The organism is Microcoleus sp. PH2017_35_SFW_U_B (assembly GCF_020737865.1).
Taxonomy (GTDB): domain Bacteria; phylum Cyanobacteriota; class Cyanobacteriia; order Cyanobacteriales; family Microcoleaceae; genus Microcoleus.
The window spans coordinates 1-21,460 of sequence record NZ_JAEQDE010000031.1 but is presented as its reverse complement, the minus strand read 5'-3'; the positions used below and the strand labels follow the sequence as shown (position 1 = coordinate 21,460).

At 45.6% G+C, this 21,460-nt stretch carries 12 protein-coding genes; 8 read left to right on the top strand and 4 right to left on the bottom strand.

Annotated elements, in window-relative coordinates; all coding sequences use genetic code 11:
* Nucleotides 1–211 precede the first annotated feature (211 nt).
* Together JGK36_RS07595 and JGK36_RS07590 are read right to left on the bottom strand one after the other, a co-directional pair.
* Entirely contained in the window at nt 212–505 is a 294-nt protein-coding gene (locus tag JGK36_RS07595) for a DUF3288 family protein (RefSeq protein WP_293190503.1), read from the bottom strand.
* A 163-nt stretch (nt 506–668) separates the two neighbouring features.
* Entirely contained in the window at nt 669–1,217 is a 549-nt protein-coding gene (locus JGK36_RS07590) for a tetratricopeptide repeat protein (protein WP_293184891.1), read from the bottom strand.
* 278 nt (nt 1,218–1,495) lie between these two features.
* Here JGK36_RS07590 and JGK36_RS07585 point away from each other — a divergent pair, with 278 nt between their 5' ends.
* Complete coding sequence (locus tag JGK36_RS07585) at nt 1,496–2,236, top strand: SDR family oxidoreductase (RefSeq protein ID WP_293196648.1); 741 nt, start codon at nt 1,496–1,498, stop codon at nt 2,234–2,236.
* A gap of 179 nt (nt 2,237–2,415) precedes the next feature.
* Nucleotides 2,416–3,399 carry an NADPH:quinone reductase gene (locus JGK36_RS07580; protein ID WP_293196647.1) on the top strand — a complete coding sequence of 328 codons (984 nt, stop codon included), beginning with the start codon at nt 2,416–2,418 and terminating at the stop codon, nt 3,397–3,399.
* A gap of 124 nt (nt 3,400–3,523) precedes the next feature.
* Here JGK36_RS07580 and JGK36_RS07575 read toward each other — a convergent pair whose 3' ends face one another.
* Entirely contained in the window at nt 3,524–5,563 is a 2,040-nt protein-coding gene (locus tag JGK36_RS07575; RefSeq protein ID WP_293184894.1) for a protein kinase, read from the bottom strand.
* 839 nt (nt 5,564–6,402) lie between these two features.
* On the opposite strand from JGK36_RS07575, the gene msrP reads away from it, so the two are divergent.
* A complete protein-coding gene (msrP, locus tag JGK36_RS07570; protein ID WP_293196646.1) occupies nt 6,403–7,386 on the top strand; it encodes a protein-methionine-sulfoxide reductase catalytic subunit MsrP in 984 nt (327 codons plus the stop codon).
* Nucleotides 7,387–7,665: 279 nt separating this feature from the next.
* Nucleotides 7,666–13,848 (top strand): AAA family ATPase, encoded by a 6,183-nt coding sequence (locus JGK36_RS07565; protein ID WP_293196645.1) that lies wholly within the window; start codon nt 7,666–7,668, stop codon nt 13,846–13,848.
* A 122-nt stretch (nt 13,849–13,970) separates the two neighbouring features.
* On the opposite strand, the gene miaA is transcribed toward JGK36_RS07565, so the two are convergent.
* Entirely contained in the window at nt 13,971–14,882 is a 912-nt protein-coding gene (gene miaA / locus JGK36_RS07560; RefSeq protein ID WP_293196644.1) for a tRNA (adenosine(37)-N6)-dimethylallyltransferase MiaA, read from the bottom strand.
* Nucleotides 14,883–15,169: 287 nt separating this feature from the next.
* Between miaA and JGK36_RS07555 the strand changes: the two genes are divergently transcribed.
* The 4 genes from JGK36_RS07555 to JGK36_RS07540 form a co-directional block, all read left to right on the top strand.
* On the top strand, nt 15,170–16,405 hold the full coding sequence (locus JGK36_RS07555; protein WP_293184900.1) for an ATP-binding protein: 1,236 nt from the start codon (nt 15,170–15,172) through the stop codon (nt 16,403–16,405).
* A 236-nt stretch (nt 16,406–16,641) separates the two neighbouring features.
* A complete protein-coding gene (gene gyrB / locus JGK36_RS07550; protein WP_293184901.1) occupies nt 16,642–19,887 on the top strand; it encodes a DNA topoisomerase (ATP-hydrolyzing) subunit B in 3,246 nt (1,081 codons plus the stop codon).
* 269 nt (nt 19,888–20,156) lie between these two features.
* The gene (locus tag JGK36_RS07545) at nt 20,157–20,873 is read left to right on the top strand and encodes a heme oxygenase (biliverdin-producing) (RefSeq protein WP_293190508.1); all 717 of its coding nucleotides are present in this window, start codon (nt 20,157–20,159) and stop codon (nt 20,871–20,873) included.
* Nucleotides 20,874–21,247: 374 nt separating this feature from the next.
* The coding region (locus JGK36_RS07540) for a hypothetical protein (protein ID WP_366516540.1) at nt 21,248–21,460 on the top strand (213 nt) is incomplete at its 3' end.

Genomic DNA, 21,460 nt, shown 5'->3' with positions numbered 1-21,460 from the left:
CGTTGGTGCCAAACAAACGTCAAACGCAGTCATAAACTGCTGTTTTGTGACTAAGATCCGATCCCCCTAGCCCCCCTTCTTAAGGGGGGGACAAGAAGCACTCAAAGTCCCCCTTTTTAAGGGGGATTTAGGGGGATCTAGACTAAGATAAGACGGCGGTTGAAACCGCGTCTACACAAACAAAACCCGCCTCCGCGGGTTGAAGACTGTATTAAGCCCAATCTTCTTGATCGCTTTTTTGTTTCCTGTAAACTTCACCATTAGCGTGAATTTTGCGGGTTTGTTCGTACAGAGTTTCTTCGGTATGATTCCATTGTTGCAGGGCTTTTTTTAAGTCTGCTTGGATATCTCTAGCGCCGGGAAATCCTTTATAGCGAATGATTAATCTTGCTAATTCTGATAAATTGTGGTCGGTTGGTTCTTTTCCTAATAAATTATCGACTGTGGCTCGATCGCGTTTGTATTGCGGGTGCTGTTGGTCTTGATTTTTTGTGTCTAAATCCATATTGTTTGTCCTGGTATATCTACTGAAATTTTGCTTGAACAATCTTATTTTATAATTTTTATAATAAAGAGAATGCTTTTTAACCGCAGAGGGCGCAGAGGGCGCAGAGTCAGAGAAAAGAGAGATTTAGAAGTTGTTTTGTTGCTCGTTTTTGGCTATTGATTTATGTGCCTGGTTTTTCTAAATTTGGCTGTAAGTTTAAAGCTTTTTGTTGATAAATTAAACCTTCATTGGTTCGCCCTTGCTGTTCTAATACTTTGCCTAAGTTCCAGTAAGCGGCTGCTAAGTCTGGCTGCATGGCGATCGCCTTTTGGTAGTATGTTATCGCTTCATCCAGCAAGCCTTGTTTGTAACACATACTGCCTAAGTTAACATAGGCTGCGACAAATCTAGGCTCGCATTCGATCGCCTTTGAGTACGCCCGCACCGCTGCGTCTGTCTTCCCTTGGGCTTGCAGGATATTCCCGAGGGTTTTGTAGGCGGGGGCGAAATTGGGTTGCTGGCGCAGGGTTTGGTAGCACTGGGCGATCGCCTCTACATATCTCTGTTGCGTATAATAAACTTCGGCTATCTTGCTGCGTGCCACCGCCACATCCGGTTCGAGTGCTAGTATTTTTTGGTATTGGGCGATCGCCTCCTCAAATTTTCCTGATTGCTGGAGTTTCTCGCCCGCTGACAAATACTGCTCTGTTAACTCGGAATTTACGGTCATATATTTTTAGTTTAACAGCCGAGTTTACTTTACCACAGGTGTTGGCTAGCAAGTGCAATTCCTACAGATATTCTGACTGTTTGAGATTTTAAATTTGTTTCTGTACCTGAATCTGAAACTACGCATGGGGGCTAGAAACCCGGTTTCTACGAATTTTGAATTGAGTTACGAGAAATCTCCGCAGAAACCCGATTTCTGAGGTCAGTCTGTATCGGCTTCCTAAAAAAATAGTATGATTGTTTAGAAGCAGCATCAACGCTAATTGGGGAGTAAATCTCATGGCATCACTAGCAGGAAAGGTTGCAATTGTGACTGGTGCATCGCGGGGAATTGGACGCGCGATCGCCCTCCGATTATCCCAAGAAGGCGCATCGGTTGTCGTCAACTACGCCAGAGGAACAGAAGCCGCTCAAGAGGTTGTATCCGCGATCGCACTCTCAGGCGGCACAGCATTAGCCGTACAAGCCGATGTCAGCAAAACCGCAGAAATTGGCAATTTGTTCGATCGCACTCTCGAAACCTATTCACAAGTCGATATTTTAGTCAACAATGCGGGAGTAATTCTTTACAAACCTGTAGCAGAAGTTACCGAAGCAGAGTTTGACAATCTGTTTGCAGTTAACGTCAAAGGCACATTTTTTGCTTGTCAAGAAGCTGCTAAACGCATGGCAGATGGAGGCAGAATTGTCAACTTTTCTAGTTCGACAACGGCGATAATGATGCCAACTTACGGGGCTTACGTGGCGACAAAAGGCGCGGTGGAACAGCTAACTCGATCGCTGGCGAAGGAATTGGGCGATCGGCAAATTACAGTCAATGTCATTTCTCCGGGCCCCACGGATACAGAACTTTTCACTGTCGGCAAAACCGCCGAACAAATTCAAAGATTTACGCAAATGACTGCTTTCGGAAGACTCGGAAAAGTTGAAGATATAGCAGATGTGACGGCTTTTTTGTGTAGCGAACAAGCCCGCTGGATTACCGGACAAAATATCCGCGTCAACGGCGGAAGTGCTTGATTCAGTTGACAGTTGACAGTTGACAGTTGACAGCACTTGACAAAGGAAGGAAGAGGATTGGAGTAATGAATATTTTTTTTTATTTCTTCCAAAAAAGGTTCCGGCTTTAAAGCAATTATTTGTGATAAAGTAACGCGGGGCGGAGCGATCGAGATTGAAAACATCAGGAGAAAAAAACCGTGAAAGCTGCTTACTACGAACAACTCGGCAACGCGAAAGATGTCCTCAAAATTGGCGAAATCGATGTTCCAGAATTGGGCGCAAATGATGTGCTGGTTAAAGTACGCGCATCCGGAATTAACCCATCCGATGTTAAGCAGCGCAGCGGTTGGGGCGGACTCACAATGCGACACCCGCGAGTCATTCCCCACAACGACGGTGCGGGCATAATTGAAGCAGCAGGAGAAGGCGTGCCACAGTCTCGAATTGGGGAACGTGTTTGGATTTATGAAGCCACTTTGCCCCGCCAGTTTGGTACGGCGGCGGAGTATGTTGTTGTTCCCAGCGAACAAGCGGTTTTTCTACCGGAAAATACAGATTTTGCAGCGGGTGCTTGTTTGGGAGTTCCGGCTATGACTGCACACCATTGTGTTTTTAAAGATGGTGCTGTTACTGGGAAAATTGTATTGGTTGCGGGCGGGGCGGGCGCTGTTGGTAATTATGCGATCCAATTGGCAAAATGGGGTGGCGCGACGGTTATTTCGACGGTAAGTTCTGCGGAAAAAGCAGAAATTGCTAAAACTGCGGGAGCTGATTATATTGTTAATTATAAAGCTGAAGATGTGGTGGCGCGGATTAAGGAAATTGCGGGCGGTAAAGGGGTCGATCGCATAATTGAAGTTGATTTTGCCGGAAATCTGGAAATTAATCTCAAAGCGATCGCCCGTAACGGCACGATCGCCACCTATGCTTCTGATTCAAATGCAACGCCTCAAATTCCTGTGTACTCGTTAATTTACAAAAATCTTACCGTTCATTACGTCCTAGTTTATGCTATGGACAAAGCAGCGCACCAACAAGCGGCGGCAGATATTACGACTTGTCTGAAAGCTGGAGTTTTGCGACACGTTATTGCTGGGCGCTTTGGTTTAGACGAGATTGCGGCCGCTCATGAATTGCAGGAAAGCGGTAGTGCGATCGGCAATTTGGTTTTATTGAGGTAGATTTTTAGGCACGTAGTTGCGCTGTCTTCGCTCTTCGATTTGTTCAAAAGCGCTAAGAAAGAGCGCTTAAGCGCAACTACATACCTTGATTTAATTCGATCGCACCGAGAATCGATCGCCACAATCAAGGAGACAGTTGCCACACCTTGATCGTGTCGTCATAACTGCCGCTGATCAGAGTTTTGTCCTGAGGATTAAAAGCCAATTCCACCCAAGTAGAATGACCTTTCAGCGTGCCTTGCTCCCCGCCATCCATCGCCCACAGCTTGATAGTTCCGCTCAAATCGCTGCTGGCTAGCGTCGCCCCGTCGGGACTGAAAGCTACAGACTGAATTCGATCGGTATGACCGGCAAAAGTCACCTCACCGGACGGTTCGGGCCCGTGATCCGTGGTGATATCCCAAATCCTCACGGTATTGTCCCAGCCACCGCTGCCCAAAATTGTACCGTCGGGGCTGATCGTAAGCGCCGAAACAGCATCAACATGACCAGTCAGAGTGGCTTGGAATGCCCCTGTTTTCCAATTCCACATCTCGATCCTACCGTCGCCTTTGCCAGCAAACAAAGTGTCTTTATAGGCACTGAAAGCTACCGAATGCACTTCGTCGGTTATCCCTTTGAGTGTTTGCAACTCGGCCCCGCCTTCGACTTGCCACAACTTCAAAGCATTATCTTTGCCTACACTGGCGAGGGCTTTGCCGTCGGGACTGAACACCACCGAGAACACGCCGTCTGTGTGTCCGTCCAATGTCCGAATTAACTGGCCAGAATAGAAATTCCACAGTTTAATCGTACCGTCAGCGCCACCGCTGGCGATCGTCCTGCCATCGGGACTCACTGCCACTGACCACACGGGCCCCAAATGTGCCGCCAAAACCTTGAGCACTTTACCGTGACGCTTGTGCAGCAGGTGAATTGTCCCATCGTTGTTGCCACTAACTATCACGCGGCCGTTGGGAGTGACTGCTACCGCCCACACCGGATTTTTGTCTTGCTCTGTCAAAGTCCGCACTGCGGGGTGTGACAGCGATGGCTCGCTGCTGAAATTCTGCATGGGGGGCGGGTCGAACCGAATGTCGGGAATGCTAGAAACAGGCTCATTGGAAGTGAAAGCCTCCGATACCGGAGATGGCAAGCGAGAACCGAGCACCAATGAAATCAGAGCAACTGTGGCTCCCCCCCACAAAGCTAAAGTCCACTTGGGTTTGCTGGCAATCACCTCTATCGGTGTCGGGCCGTATTTCATGTCTGTGAGAATTGCTTCGATCGATCGATAGCGTTTTGATGGTTCTCGCTGCACCATTTTATCCAGGATGCGGCCGAGTCTGGCCGAAACTGGTACTTTCAAATAATCCCTCCAGGCCCAAGCGTCGGCTTTGATGTCAAACAAATCAAAGGGCGACATTCCCGTTAACAAGTGAATGCAGGTGACGCCCAAACTGTAGATGTCGCTGCTCTTAATTGCTTCACCTTTAATTTGTTCCGGCGCCGCGTATTCGGCAGAACCCGTCACTGTTTCTGTTTTCAGGGGCCCGCTGTTGGCAGGAATTGCGGAGCCGAAATCGACTAAAACTAGCCCGGATTCCTCCTCCCAAGAATCCAGATGCTCTTTCCCGACTATTGCTGCCGACGTTTGGGAAGATTTGCGGTGAACAATATTGGACGGTTTGATATCTCGGTGAATCAGTTGATTTTCGTGGACAAATTCCAGCACTGGTAACAACTCGCTCAGCAGATACCAAATGTGAATTTCTTTAAAAACGCCTTTTTCCGAAAGCCGATCGGCTAAATTGCGCCCTTCAATGTATTCTTGCACTAAATACTGGCAGCCTTCGACTTCAAAAGATGCCAGCAGTTTCGGTATTTGCTGGTGTTTGCCCAACTTGTCGAGAACTGAGGCAGAACCCAAAAATGTCCGGTTGAACTGGTTTTGACCGTCGGCGATTGACGGCATGGGGCCGCAGAACTGTTGAATGACGCAGCGGGGTTGCGCTGGTTGGTCTTCATCGGCTGCTAGGAAGGTGCGGCAAGCGATACTTTGACCGAGGGTGTGAAAGACTCGGTAGCGCCCTTTGAGCAGCAAGTTCGACTCGCAATTTGTGCAGGCTGTCGCGCGATCGAGATTTTTGGGATTTTGGCAATTGGGATTTATGCAGTAACTCATTTGTCTTGCCGCTGGAGACCCCCGTCCGATTTAAAGGGAGGAGTGGGGGAGGAAAGCGGGGCGGTGCGTGCCGCTTCCTGTGGACAAATTAAATAATTTGAATCTTTGCTTTATGATAATTGTTTCCTAGATTTTAGCCACAATTGCTTCGAGCGATCGCGCGTAAATTATTGCTGAGACCTATTTCCCAAAATAATACAACTGTAGAAAAAATTCCTACCACTATCGAGTCAGTCATCCCCAATTTTTCAATCGTTCGACACTTCGGCAAACAAGGGCGACCGCGATGCGACTTGTCAGTCAGCCTAGCCGAAGCAAGCGAAAGGAAGCCGTCGCAGTCTAAAATCTCTAATTGGTAGGACTTTTATGCGATTTAGGCTTAATAAGGAATGAGAATTAAATAACTTACAATTTTTATTGTTCTTGTGGGATGGGCGGGGGAGCCCGTCCCACAAGAACGGGCTCTCCCGCCCATCCCACAAATATGTGTAAATTAATTCGCGATCCTAAGTCGATCGCACCGAACTTGATTGCTCGGCTGGACTCGCTGTCAACGAATTACGGTATACTGTCATTGTAGATCCAGTAATTGCGGCAAGGGAGTCAATTTCAAATTTCAAATCAACTGAAAAATTGAAATTTTGGCAACTTTCGCCAAACTAACTACTAACTTTTAACTATTACGAAGAATAATGGTTTAAAGCCTCCTCCTCAACGGGGGAAATAAAACAAAATTATTCACTGTTTCAATCCTCTTCCTTTTATGGAGAGGTAGCCCTCAAGCGGTCAACTGTCAACTGTCAACTGTCAACTGTCAACTGTCAACTGTCAACTGAACTATGCCCTTAATTCGCGTTCCCAAACCTTGGGAAATTTCCAACTCACAAATTACCTCAGAAACAGCCTTTCTCAACCGCCGCCGTTTCATGACCAATTTAATCGGCGCCGGCGTCACTGCTTCGCTGCTACCACTGACAGGCTGTCAAAGCAATACAGGCTCAAAAACTGCTCTGGATAAAGGCTCAACCCAAGCCTACGCTGGATTGACCCGGAATCCTACCTTTGCGAAAGTCGATCGGGCAATTACCGACGAAGCCCTAGCTACCAAATATAACAACTTTTACGAATACGGAGGCACAAAATCTATTTGGCAAGCCGCCCAAGCTTTACCAACCGAAAACTGGAAAGTAGAAGTAACTGGTTTAGTCAAAAATCCCCGCACCTACGATATAGACGACCTCCAGAAAAAATTTCCCATCGAAGAACGAGTTTATCGATTTCGCTGCGTAGAAGCCTGGTCGATGGTAGTTCCTTGGGTCGGATTTCCCATGAAATTACTCATGGCTGATGTCGAACCGCAATCGAATGCTAAATTTGTTCGCTTCACCTCATTTTACGATTCCAAAATCACTCCCGGCCCCGGTTTAATGTCCCAATTTTATCCCTGGCCTTACACCGAAGGTATGCGAATCGAGGAAATGGCCAACGATTTAGCATTTTTTGCCACAGGGCTGTACGGGCGGCGGCTACCCAAGCAAAATGGGGCGCCCCTGCGGCAGGTGATTCCGTGGAAATACGGTTTTAAGGGCGCAAAGTCGATCGTTAAAATTGAATTTGTCGAAAAACAGCCCGCCACTTTTTGGAATACCATCGGCCCCAACGAATACGCATTTGAAGCCAATGTCGAACCCGACAAACCGCACCCCAGATGGTCGCAAGCCAGCGAACGGGTAGTCGGGCCCGGTAACAGTTGGTCGTGGGAAACTCGCCCAACTTTGCCCTATAACGGTTACGGCGAATATGTCGCAAGCCTTTACAGTTAGCGAAATTTCACACTCAGATAGGACGTATGGTTGAAACCGCGTCTACACAAACGATGTCCGGATGGTGCGCGGACAGAAGAAAAAACCTAATTTCAACCGCCGACTCTTCAACCCGCGCACCATCCGAGTTTTGCCTGTATAGACGCGATTTCAACCGCCCGATCTTATTCTATAGCGGTTCTCAAGCATGGTGAGATATGCCCCATGCCCTATGCCCTATGCCCTATGCCCGGTCTTATTCTAAGTTAATTTCCAGTTAATAAAAAAGGAAAATATGCAATGCTTGAAATTCCCGGCATTCAAACATTAAATAAAATACACGAAAATTCTATTTCAACAGTTTATCGAGGTATTAGAGAACAAAATCAACAGCCAATTATTCTCAAACTGCTCAACGAAGACTATCCAACTCCCGGCGAAATAGTCCGCTACCGACAGGAATACAAAATTCTTCAAATCCTCAACCTGCCAGGAGTCATCAAAGCTTACGACTTACAAAAATATCGCAACACTCTCCTTCTAATCTTAGAAGATTTTGGCGGTTTCTCATTGAAACAAATGCAGGAACAGCAAAGCTTTAGCCTGTTTGAATTTCTCAATATCGGCATTCAAGCCGCCGCAATATTAGGACAAATTCACGCAGCAAACATCATCCACAAAGACATCAACCCCGGCAACATTATTCTCAACCCAGCCACAGGAAAAATCCAAATTATTGACTTCGGAATTTCCACCCTGTTAACCCGCGAAACTCCTACCATAAAAAATCCCAATATTTTAGAAGGAACTTTAGCCTACATTTCACCAGAACAAACAGGGAGAATGAACCGTTCTCTAGATTACCGTACAGATTTTTATTCCCTCGGCATTACTTTTTACGAACTGCTAACCAACCAATTGCCTTTTGAGACCAAAGATGCAATGGAATTGGTACACTGTCACATTGCAAAACAGCCATTGCCCATCAACAAAATCAATCCACAAATTCCTCCGGCTGTGTCAGCAATAGTCATGAAACTTTTAGAAAAAACTGCTGAAAACCGTTACCAAAGTGTTTGGGGAATTCAAGCAGACTTAGAAGAATGTCTGCGTCAATTACAGACAACAGGAACTATTTTAGAGTTTGCTTTAGCTAAAGAAGATATTTCCGATCGATTTCAAATCCCTCAAAAACTATACGGGCGGGCGGCGCCAGTCCAGGCTTTGCTAGCAGCATTCGAGCGAGTTGCGAACCCACAACATAGTTTTTCTGGAAGCGAAATGATGCTAGTTGCCGGTTATTCGGGCATGGGGAAATCATCGCTGGTACAAGAAATTTACAAACCAATTACTGAAAAACGCGGCTATTTTATTTCCGGCAAATTTGACCAATTTCAGCGCGATATTCCCTATTCAGGGATTATTAGCGCTTTCTCGGGATTGGCGCGACAACTGCTAACCGAAAGTTCCGCAAAACTCGATGAGTGGCGCACTAAACTTTTAATTGCATTGGGTGCAAACGGTCAAGTAATTATTGAGGTAATTCCCGAAATAGAATTAATTATCGGCAAACAGCCCCAGGTAGCAGAGTTGAGACCAAATGAAGCGCAAATTCGTTTCTATTTTGTGTTTGAAAAATTTATTCGCGTGTTTTGTTCGGCGGAACATCCACTGGTAATTTTTCTTGACGATTTACAGTGGGTAGATGCAGCTACTCTCAATTTAATTCAATTGATGGTAGTGGATAGTGATACACAATATTTATTGCTGATTGGAGCCTATCGAGACAATGAAGTTAGCGCCCATCATCCCTTAATGATTACTGTGGATGAAATGCAAAAAGAAGGCGCTACAATTGATTTTATTTATTTAGCTAATTTAACCATCCAAGATGTTAGTAATTTAATAGCTGACACTGTGCATAGCGATGCTATGTCTGTGCAATCTTTGGCTGACTTGGTGTTATGCAAAACTAATGGAAATCCGTTTTTTGTCAATCAATTTCTCAAAATGCTGCATTCTGAGAAATTGATTAATTTTAGTTTTCTGGAATCTTCCGAGCTATCGATTCGGGAACCAAAGGCTCTAAAAAATAGAGGTTGTGGAGGATTTTGGCAGTGGGATATTGCTCAAATTGAAGCAAGGGATATCACTGATAATGTGGTTGATTTGATGGTAAAAAAAATAAAAATATTGCCGGAAATAACTCAAAATATTTTGCGTTTCGCAGCTTGTGCTGGGGCATCTTTTGACTTAACTACTTTATCAAAAATTTGTGAAAGATCTCCGGATTTGGTGTTCTCAGATTTGAAGCCCGCACTGGAAGCTGGTTTGATTTTTCCGGTGTCTGAGTTGGATATTGAACTGTTGTTTGAAGAGTACAAGTTTTTGCACGATCGCGTCCAACAAGCTGCTTATGCTTTGATTGACGAAGGGCAGAAAAAAGCGGTTCATTTGCAAATCGGTCGCTTGTTATTGGATAATAGCGATGGTGAAGATTTGTCGGAGGAGCTTTTTGAAATTGTCGATCAGTTAAATCTGGCGGCAGGAAAGGCGATAGGGGCGATAGAAATGGCGACAGCAGGGGAGCTGCCCTTGGCGATCGATCGCACGGAAAGAGATAAAATTGCCAAACTCAATCTTTTGGCTGGGAAAAAAGCCAAAGCTGCTACAGCTTATGCGGCTGCTGTCAAGTATGTCTGTTTTGGGATCGAACTTTTGGCTGCGGATAGCTGGGAAACTGAATATAATTTGACGCGAGAGTTGTACCTGGAAGCTGCGGAATTGAATTATCTGATTGGCAATTTCGAGCAATCGCAATTTTTGATTCATTCGGCACTATCGCAGTTGCAATTGGCGGTGGAAAAAGCGGAATTTTTCGATCGCCTAATTACGCTGCATACCATGTTGGGGGAATACGAGGAAGCTATTAAATTTGGGCGCCAGGGCTTGCGTTTGTTGGGGGTTGAGTTGCCCCAAAAGCAGTTGCAGCAAGCTTGCAAAGCCGAATTTGCTGAAGCAACAGCGCAATTGGGCGATCGGGCAATTGGTGCTTTGCTGCACGTACCGGAAATGAAGATTTCGGAAAAAAGAACCGCGATGAAACTTCTGGATAAAATTATTCCCGCGAGTTTATTTTCCAATCCGATACTTTACCAATTAGTTGTTACAAAATCTGTCAATCTTTCTCTGAAATACGGCCCGGTGCCGGAATCATCTTACAGCTATGCTTGCTACGGCTTGGTTTTGTCGGCTGCGATGGCTGATTATCGCTCGGGATACGAGTTTGGGATGTTAGCTCTCAATTTGAGCGATCGCTTTCACGATTTGACGCAAAAATGCAAGGCATCGGAAATGCTTGTCGCTCATTTAAATCACTGGATACAGCCTCTGAAACTGTCGGATTCGATTAGCCATAATGGCTATCAAGCTGGCTTAGAATCCGGCGAATTGCAATTTGCAGGTTACATTCAGCTTTACAAATTGATGTATTCTATCCCCCAGGGCAAAAATCTCGAATCTCTGCGTGTAGAAGTGTGGAACTTTTTGCTATTTAACTTTAAAACTAACAATCAAATTGCTACTGATTACTTACTAGGCTGTCAGATAGCTTTGTTTAATTTACTGGGAGAAACTTCTAATTGTGAGGTATTTTCTAATGGCGAAATTAGCGAAGGACAATATTTAGAGCGGTGTGCCGATCGCGGCAGTTTTTTGGCAATCTGCGGCTATCAAATTTTGAAATGCCAGGTTTTGTATTTGTACGGAGAGTATGCAGCAGCTTTCAGCTATGCTGTGGAAGCTGAGAAAAAATTGAGTTTGGCGATCGGCACAATTATTGTAGCCGAACATAATTTTTATTATTCTCTAATTTTAACTGCGCTTTACCCGCAAGCTTCCAAGGGCGATCGCCAAAAATATCTGAGAAAGCTCAAAGCCAACCAAAAACAGATGAAAATCTGGGCTGATAGCTGTCCGGAGACCTTTGAGCATAAATACTTATTGGTAGCTGGGGAGATGGCGCGGATTGTGGGTAAGGAGATGGAGGCGATCGATTTGTACGATCGATCGATTACTTCAGCCAGAGACGGCTATTTTATCCAAAATGAAGCATTAGCCGCAGAATTAGCAGCCAATTTCTGGCTGAGCAAAGGTAAAGCAGAATTTGCCGAAATTTACCTAAAAAAAGCGCACTACAATTATGTAATTTGGGGCGCCAAACGCAAACAAGAAAAGTTAGAAGCAACTCACCCAGAATTATTAATAAAATTCACATCAAAAACTCAATTTCATGATGCCAGTACAGTAACTATAGCCAGCCAATTAAACACCCCTGGCTTAGGAAGTTCAGCTTTAGATTTGGCTGCGGTAGTGAAAGCCAGCCAAGCCATTTCTGGTGAAATACTCTTGGATAAGTTGCTGGCTTCTTTGATGAAAATACTGATTGAAAATGCCGGAGCACAACGAGGCTATTTAATTTTCCATTCCCCCTCAGATTCTGCCAATAACAATTCCGGGGAATTGCTAATCGAAGCTGCGGGTGCGATCGATTCCGAAAATATTGCAGTATTGCAGTCAATTCATATAGAGAATAACCTACCAGTATCGATTGTTAATTATGTCGCCCGTACAGGAGAAACAGTAGTTTTAAGCCAAGCATTTGCCAGCAAAAATTTTAACAGCGACCCCTATATCAAACAGCATCAAAACAAATCAATATTGTGCGCGCCACTCCTGAACCAAGGTCAACTTATCGGCATAATTTACTTAGAAAACAACCTGATTGCTGGAGCATTTACATCAGACAGATTAGAACTGCTGAAAGTCTTATCGGCTTCGGCAGCCATCTCCATTGAAAATGCCAGACTTTATACTAATCTAGCAGATTCCAACCGCACCTTAGAAACAAAAGTAGAAGAACGCACATCGGAGCTCGCTCTTGCCAAGAAAAAAGCCGAAGTAGCCAACGAAGCGAAGAGCAGTTTTTTAGCCAACATGAGCCACGAATTGCGCTCTCCCCTCAACGCCATCCTCGGCTTTTCTCAAATCATGCTCCGCAGCCAAAATCTACCCAAAGAGCATCAAGATAATGTCGCAATTATTACTCGCAGCGGCGACCATTTACTAACTTTAATCAACCAGGTTTTAGATTTATCAAAGATTGAAGCTGGTCGGACTATTCTCAACTATAAAAATTTTGATTTGTATCAATTTATGGACGATCTCGAAGATATGTTCCATATCAAATCTGACGACAAACAATTGCAATTAGTAGTAGAATACAGCCCTGATGTTCCCAGATACGTGCGCACAGATGAAGTCAAATTGCGACAAGTTTTAATAAATTTGATCGGTAACGCTCTCAAATTTACTCAAGAAGGAGGAGTTGCAGTAAAAGTTAATCTCAAACCAGAAGCAAGCAGTCTAAAGCCCGCTAAAACTGTTAATATTGTGGAGAATAGCGAAAATTCAAATATTCCAGCAAATCAGAGTCTTGAAAAATGTAGTAAAATTAGCCCACTACAAAATCCTAACGATTTAGATTCTGGATCTTCGTACTTCCTGATTTTTGCAATCTCCGACACTGGGCCAGGTGTCGCCGCCGATGAATTAGATAGTCTTTTTGAAGCTTTTGTGCAAACCCAAACTGGTAAAAACTCCCAAGAAGGAACTGGTTTGGGACTGCCAATCAGCCGCAATTTTGTAGAGTTAATGGGTGGCAAGATGAGTGTCTATTCAGAATTGGGAGTGGGAACAACTTTTGTATTCGATACTAAAATTAGTGCGATCGATCCCAGGGAAATAGAAGGCAAAAAGACGGCGCTACAAGTGATTTGCCTCGCACCGAATCAACCTAGGTATCGCATTTTGATTGTTGATGACAAACCCAGCAATAATTTGCTGCTACTCAAACTGCTTTCTCCCCTCGGTTTTGAACTAAAAGAAGCTTGTAACGGCCAAGAAGCTGTTGAGATTTGGAATGATTGGGAACCGCATTTAATTTTAATGGATATGAGAATGCCCGTGATGGACGGGTACGAAGCTACAAAACAAATCAAAGGTACTCTTAAAGGTCAAGCTACTGCAATTATTGCTGTAACTGCTAGTGTTTTAGAAGAAGAAAGAGCGGTTGTTTCTTCGGCAGGATGCGATGATTTTATCCGCAAACCGTTCCGGGAAGCAGATATATTTGATGCGCTTCAAAAACATATTGGGGTGAATTTTATCTATGAGGAACCTGCTAGCAACAAGGATTTGACGAAACTGGATATCCAAGCTGCTTTGAGTCGGTCAGCTTTGGCGAATTTGCCTGCTGAATTGTTGGCTGATTTATTGGCAGCTTCCAGCCTCAGTGATATGGCTAAAGTTGATAGTTGCATAGAGCAAATCCGCAAGCTTGATGAATCTGTGGCTGAGGCTTTAGCTTTTTTGGCAAATGATTTTGATTATATTCAAATAGTTTCTTTAATTGAAACTTATTAGGTTTGATCGTTCGGAATTCAGTCCTTTCTTTTCTGCGGACTAAAGTCCTCACTACGAACCTTTGTTATTAGGTTCGATCGTTCGGAATTCAGTCCTTTCTTTTCTGCGGACTAAAGTCCTCACTACGAACCTTTGACCAGAAAATTTTGTATTCTTTGCCAAACTCGTTCCAGTAAATCAGGTACGCTAACATCAAACCATTCAATTTCAGGATATGCTCTAAACCATGTCCGCTGTCTCTTGGCAAATTGCCTCGTGTGCAAAATTGTTAATTCTTTAGCTTCCTCAAGCGTAATGTCGCCAGCTAAATATCGTTTGATTTCCTGATATCCCAGGGTGTTCAACAATGGTAAGTCGCAGCCGTATTTTTTGCACAAATATTCTACTTCAGCCAGCCAACCGCGTTCTAACATTTGTTCGGTGCGCTGTTGGATGCGATCGCCCAAAACATCCATCTCGCAGTCCAACCCAATCTGTAGAATCGGATAATTGGGAGGATTTTCGCCTTGCTGTTGGGAAATAGAGCGCCCGGTGACATAAAATACTTCCAGTGCCCGTAAGGTTCTGAATGAATCGTTGAGGTGAATTTTCTCGGCGGCCGGACGATCGACCTGCTGCAACATCGCATAACATTGAGATTGCCCCAGATCCGCAAGTTGCGATCGCAATTCGGGCATGGGCGCCACCCTCGGAATTTTCAAACCCTTGACAATCGATTTGATATATAAGCCTGTCCCTCCCACCAACAACAGCGGAGGAGAAACGGGAAAATCGACATCAGCAATTATTTTTTGAGCTTGCTGCTGGTATTCTGCGAGTGTTAGAGTTTCTGTCGGCTCGCAAATGTCAATTAAGTGATGCGGTACAGAAGCGCGATCGCTCTTTGTCGGTTTTGCCGTTCCGATGTCAAATTCGCGGTACACTTGACGGGAGTCTGCGCTCAAGATCGAAGATTTCAGTCGATCGGCCACCGACACAGCCACTCCAGACTTCCCCGTCGCCGTCGCCCCGCAAATCGTAATCAATCTAAACATAAGCCGTCGCACACTTAAAAAACATATTGCATTTCCCAAGAAAAACCCTCAAATCCTTTCCCAGATTCTCTTCATCCCTACTTTCCCTTCTCTGGCTCCACTCATTCACCGCCCTGGGCCTGGGAAATCGCGAAGCAATCTCAAAACTATTCCCCTCCGTCCCCCCGATAAATTTCCATTTAGAAAGCCCTAGCATCGCCCTTAACGGTTTTGTACTATAATTTTAGGAGTTTTTGCATTTTATTAAGTTTTGGGGTCTTCAGCCTCATTATTGGAGCTATTGTGGCATGACTAACACCTACAGCGCCGACCAAATTCAAGTTCTCCAAGGTCTCGAAGCAGTCCGCAAACGACCGCGGATGTACATCGGTAGCACTAGCCCGCGAGGATTGCACCATCTAGTTTACGAGATTGTGGATAATGCGATCGACGAAGCGCTGGCAGGTTACTGCACTCGCATCGAAGTTGACCTCAACGCTGACGGTTCCGTTACTGTTACAGACAACGGCCGGGGAATTCCCACCAAGATTCATCCCAAAACTGGTACATCATTCCTGGAAGCAGTTTTGACCGTTCTCTGCTTTGTTGGCAGAAGCAGCGACGGCTACAAGGTTTCTGGAGGTATCCACGGAGTTGGGCTAGCAGTTGTCAATGCTTTGTCTGAATGGTTGCAGGTGACTGTTCGGCGCCAGGAGCAAATTTACAGCCAGCGTTTTGAGAAAGGCATCGCGGTTACGTCGCTGACAGCTAAACCGAGTCCCGAAAACCCTACGGGTACGTCGATTTGTTTCAAACCAGATGCGGAGATTTTCAAGAATGGCATCCAGTTCGATCGCGACACTTTTGCCCTTCACCTGCGACAGCTTGCTTACCTCAATCCCGGTTTGAAAATAATTTTGACTGACAACCGCTTGCAAATACTCGGCAGCAGTTCTCCCTGCATCGAAACCTACTGCTTCCCTGGTGGCATCCGGGAATATGTCGCTTACCTGAACTCCAATGTGGAACCGCTGCACGAAGATATCATTTACATTCAGGGCGATCGAGATGGCGTACAAGTAGAAATAGCCTGTCAGTGGCACTTTCTGAATCAAGATAATTCTTACAGCCGACTGTTAGGTTTTGCCAACTGCGTCCGGAATATCGATGGCGGCACTTATCTTAACGCCTTTCAATTGGCAGTGAGGCGGGTGGTGAGTGCGATCGGCCGCCAACAGGGCAAACTCAAAAATACAGACCCAGTTTTAATGGGGAATGAGGTTTTAGAGTGTGGCTTCACCGCAGTCATTGCCGTTAAACTACCGAATCCGGAGTTTGAAGGCCCAACAAAAACTCGGCTGGTCAACCCGGAAGTACAAGAAATCGTTAAATCTTTGGTGGAAAAAGAGTTGATGGAATATTTGACCGCCCGCCGGGAAGTTGCAGGGGCGATCGCGCAACAGGCGATCGAGGCCCGCGACGCAGAAGCAGAAACACTCAAAGCGCGGGCATTGCGCCGAAAGCAAGAATTACAAAAATATTAATGACTTGCAGTAGACTGCCGCGGGCGATCGCGCTTCTCAACCTTCCGGCTAACAGCCCCGCAACCAAATGTCAATAGCTCCCCAAGTAAAACTACTATGCCGGGTACGTCCCCCCGATAAATTTCCCTTCAGAAAGCCCTAGCATCGCCCTTAACGGTTTTGTGCTATAATTTTAGGAGTTTTCCCATTTTAGAAGCTTTTGGGGCTTTAGGCCTCATTATTGGAGCTATTTTTGTATGACCAGCAGCTACAGCGCCGACCAGATTCAAGTTCTCGAAGGTCTCGAAGCAGTCCGCAAACGACCGGGGATGTACATCGGTACCACCGGCCCGCGAGGACTCCACCATCTAGTTTACGAGGTTGTGGACAATTCCATCGATGAGGCGCTGGCTGGCCACTGCACTCACATCGAGGTTGACTTCAACGCCGACGGTTCAGTCACTGTCACAGATGACGGCCGCGGTATTCCTACCGGGATCGTTGCCAAGACTGGCAAATCGGGAATCGAAACAGTAATGACTGTACTGCACGCCGGCGGTAAGTTTGGCGGTGGCGGTTACAAAGTTTCTGGAGGTTTGCACGGTGTAGGTATTTCCGTGGTTAACGCGCTTTCCGAGTGGGTAGAGGTTACTGTTTGGCGCGACCAAAAAGAACATTTGCAGCGCTACGAAAGAGGCTTTCCCGTCAGCGAACTTGTGGCCAAGCCCTGCAAAGGAAATCGCACCGGTACTTCAGTTAGTTTCCTTCCAGACACTCAGATATTTAGCACTGGGATTGAGTTTGATTACGCTACGGTTTCTGGACGTTTGCGAGAGTTGGCTTATCTGAATGCGGGTGCGAAAATTACTTTTGGCGATCGTCGCTTGGAATTGCTCAAAAGTAGCGAACCGCGCGTCGAAACCTATTGTTACGAAGGTGGCATCAAGGAATATGTCATGTACATGAACCGCGAGAAGCAGCCACTGCACGAAGAGGTGATCTACGTACAAGGAGAACGCAACAACGTGTATGTAGAAGTGTCTTTGCAGTGGTGCGTCGATGCTTTTAGCGACAACGTTCTGGGTTTTGCCAACAACATTCGGACGATCGACGGCGGTACACACTTAGAAGGCTTAAAGGCTGTTTTGACGCGGACGATGAACTCGATCGCCCGCAAGCGCAACAAAATCAAAGAACACGAGCCCAACCTCGCCGGCGAAAACGTCCGCGAAGGTTTAACAGCCGTGATTTCGGTCAAAGTTCCAGACCCAGAATTTGAAGGCCAAACCAAAACAAAGCTAGGAAATACCGAAGTCAGAGGAATTGTTGATTCCCTCGTAGGCGAAGTATTAACCGAATATTTGGAATTTCGGCCCCAAGTAGCAGACGCTATTTTGGAAAAAGCAATTCAGGCATTTAAAGCCGCAGAAGCCGCCCGTCGTGCCCGCGATTTAGTCCGCCGAAAATCCGTCCTAGAATCGTCTCCTTTGCCCGGAAAATTAGCGGACTGTAGCTCCAGAGACCCCGCCCTGTCTGAGATATACCTGGTCGAGGGCGATTCAGCCGGCGGCTGTTTTCTCTCTTCGGAGAAAATATTATTAGCTGATGGCACAACAAAAACCTTCAAAGAGATAGTTGACGAACAAGCAGAAGGTAAAGAACACTTTTGCTACACCATTCGCGAGAGTGGAAACATCGGGTTTGAGCGGATAACCAACGCTCGCATGACTAAAGCAAATGCTGAGGTTATCAAATTGACATTAGACAATGGGGAGACAATTACTTGTACTCCAGATCATCGGTTCATGTTGCGGGATGGCACTTACAAAGCAGCAGCCATGCTGACACCGGACGATTCCTTAATGCCTCTCAACCGCCAGTTGTCGAAAAAGAACCAAAACGGGCAGGGACTTAACGGTTACGAAATGGTTTGGAATCCCAGCAGTGACAAGTGGATTTACAGTCATTTGTTATCGGATTTCTACAACCTGAAACATGAGGTTTATCAAGCATCTGACGGCAATCACCGCCACCATGTTGATTTCAACAAACTCAACAACAATCCGACCAATATTCAGCGACTACCTGCTCAGGAACACTTGGCTTTACACCGCGCCAACCTTGAGAAAACATTGCACAGGCCGGATGTCATTGAAAAGAGCCGTCAAGCTCACATGACTGATGAATTTCGGGCGATGATGAAAGAGCGGATGCAGCAGCCTGAAACCAGGCAAATTCTCTCAGAACAGGCAAAGGCTCAGTGGGAAGATGAAGAGTATAAAGCTTACATGACTAGCAAGTGGCGTGAGTTTTACGACACTAATGAAGCTTATCGCGAGCAAAATAATGAATTGCTCAACCAAGCCCAACAAGAGTATTGGAGTTCTGAAGAAAACCGCTTAGCTCAGTCTCAACGGGTTCGCAATCATTTTGCTAACAATCCTGAAGCGCGGGAGGCTAATTCACAATTGGCCAAAGAACAGTGGCAAAATCAGGATTTGTTGGACTGGCGACGGGAGAAAACTAAGGAACAGTGGACACCGGAGTTTCGCCGCCAACGCAAAGCAGCTTTGGACGAAACTTATTACCGCAAAACTCTGGAAGCATTGAAGACTGTTCAGATGAAAATGGGCTGGATTGATGTAGATTATTACAATTCTTATCGCCGCCTGAAGAATGATAAGTCTTTGTTGAAGTACGAGACTTTTTGTAAGCGCTACTTTAATGGTGAAGAATTATATGCTCGCCAAGCGGTTCGTAATTACAACCACCGTGTTGTGAAGATTGAAGCTGTAGAGGAACGGCACGATGTTTATGACATCGAAGTGCCTAACAGCCACAACTTTGCACTAGGTGCGGGAGTTTTTGTACACAACAGCGCGAAGCAAGGGCGCGATCGACAATTCCAAGCAATTCTGCCTTTGCGCGGTAAAATTCTCAACATCGAGAAAACCGACGACGCCAAAATCTACAAAAATAACGAAATTCAGTCGTTAATTACAGCCCTGGGTTTGGGTATCAAAGGCGAAGAATTCGACCCCGGTCAATTGCGGTATCACCACATAGTGATCATGACTGACGCTGACGTAGATGGGGCCCACATCCGCACGCTGTTGCTGACTTTCTTCTACCGCTACCAGCGCGCACTTGTAGAACAAGGTTACATCTATATTGCTTGTCCTCCTCTGTATAAAGTGGAACGGGGACGCAATCACTACTACTGTTACAGCGATCGCGAAATGAACAATCTCGTCCGCAACGAATTCCCCGCCAATGCGAACTACACTATCCAGCGGTTCAAAGGTTTGGGCGAAATGATGCCCACGCAGTTGTGGGATACCACGATGAACCCGGAAACTCGGACGCTAAAACGGGTGGAGATTGAAGACGCTGCTGAAGCCGATCGCATCTTTACCATCTTAATGGGCGATCGGGTCGCCCCCCGCCGCGAATTCATCGAAACCTACGGCCCCAAACTCAACCTCCTCGACTTGGACATCTAAGTTAGTTGACAGTTGACAGTTGACAGTTGCTGGCGAGGATGAGTCATTAGTCATTAGTTAGTGGCTGATGACTACTGCTTTCCTGTCAACTGCTTTCCTGTCAACTGCTTTCCTGTCAACTGACTACTGCTTTCCGGCCAACTGCAACTTTTGTTATAAAAATTAATACAATCTCTCATCAAATTGCTTTAAGGTAAATGCTTAGGTAAATTTTAGATTTTTGGCGCATCCATCAGCTACCACAAAAATAGAAGGTTGGACAATATAGCATGAGCATCAATTTAGCAACAAAATTGCGTGAGGGAACAAAAAAATCTCACACAATGGCAGAAAACGTTGGTTTTGTCAAATGCTTTTTAAAAGGCGTTGTAGAAAAAACTTCTTACCGGAAGTTAGTAGGAAACCTGTACTTTGTCTACTCGGCAATGGAAGAGGAAATGGAACGCCAAAAGCAGCATCCGGTTGTTTCAAAAATTTACTTTTCTGAGTTAAATCGCAAACAAAGTTTAGAGCAAGATTTATTCTACTACTACGGCGCCAATTGGCGGGAACAAATATCCCCGTCACCAGCAGCTAAAGCTTACGTGCAGCGGATTCATGAAATCTCGGCTACCGCACCAGAACTGTTAGTAGCTCAGTCTTACACTCGCTACCTAGGCGACTTGTCCGGCGGACAAATCCTCAAGGGAATTGCTCAGCGCGGCATGAATCTTACCGAGGGAGAAGGCACTGCTTTCTACGAATTCCAGGATATTCCTGATGAAAAAGAGTTCAAAGCTAACTACCGTCAGGCAATGAATGAATTGCCGATTAACGAAGCTACAGCAGAGCGCATTGTTGACGAAGCTAATGCAGCTTTTGGCATGAACATGAAGATGTTTATGGAGTTAGAAGGCAATTTGATTAAAGCTGTCGGTCAGATGCTGTTCAATACCCTGACGCGGAAGCGCGGCGCAGCCAGTACCGAATTGGCTACTGCTGATTAGTCAATACCCATTGGCAATAATTTGAGCCTCGTTTAAGAGGAAAACATTAAATCCTGGGGGTTTGATGGCTGCTTTTACAGTCACCAAAGCTCCGGGATTTTGCATGGCGGGCGATCGACTTTTTGACTCATATCATTTCCGGTTGCATCGGAATTACTGTAGTTTAGACTAACCAAAGATGAGAACGGTGGCAAAAGAAGAACTAGAGCCACCGCGCTAGGAGAGAATGAGGGTGAAAAAGAAAACCTATCCACTCCTTAAATGAACAGTGAACGATTAAAGGACTTTCGTCAAGCAGCATACGATTTATTAGTGAAAGCAAAAGATGTGACATTCGAGCTGATGGATGCAGTGATGACAACAAAAAATGCGTCGTGTTTAGCAGAATTTTCACTAAATCCATTATTCTCTTCGTCAATGGCAAGCGCGTCTATGAAGCCTTACAAGACTGTAGACCAGACCGAAAAAAACTGATGCTGCTCTATCTGGAGCAATTACAGAAAGAAGCAGCCCCAACGGAACATATATTAGTAGCAATCGACCACACTGCATGGGAGAGAGCAGATGCCAAAACGTTACAAGATAGA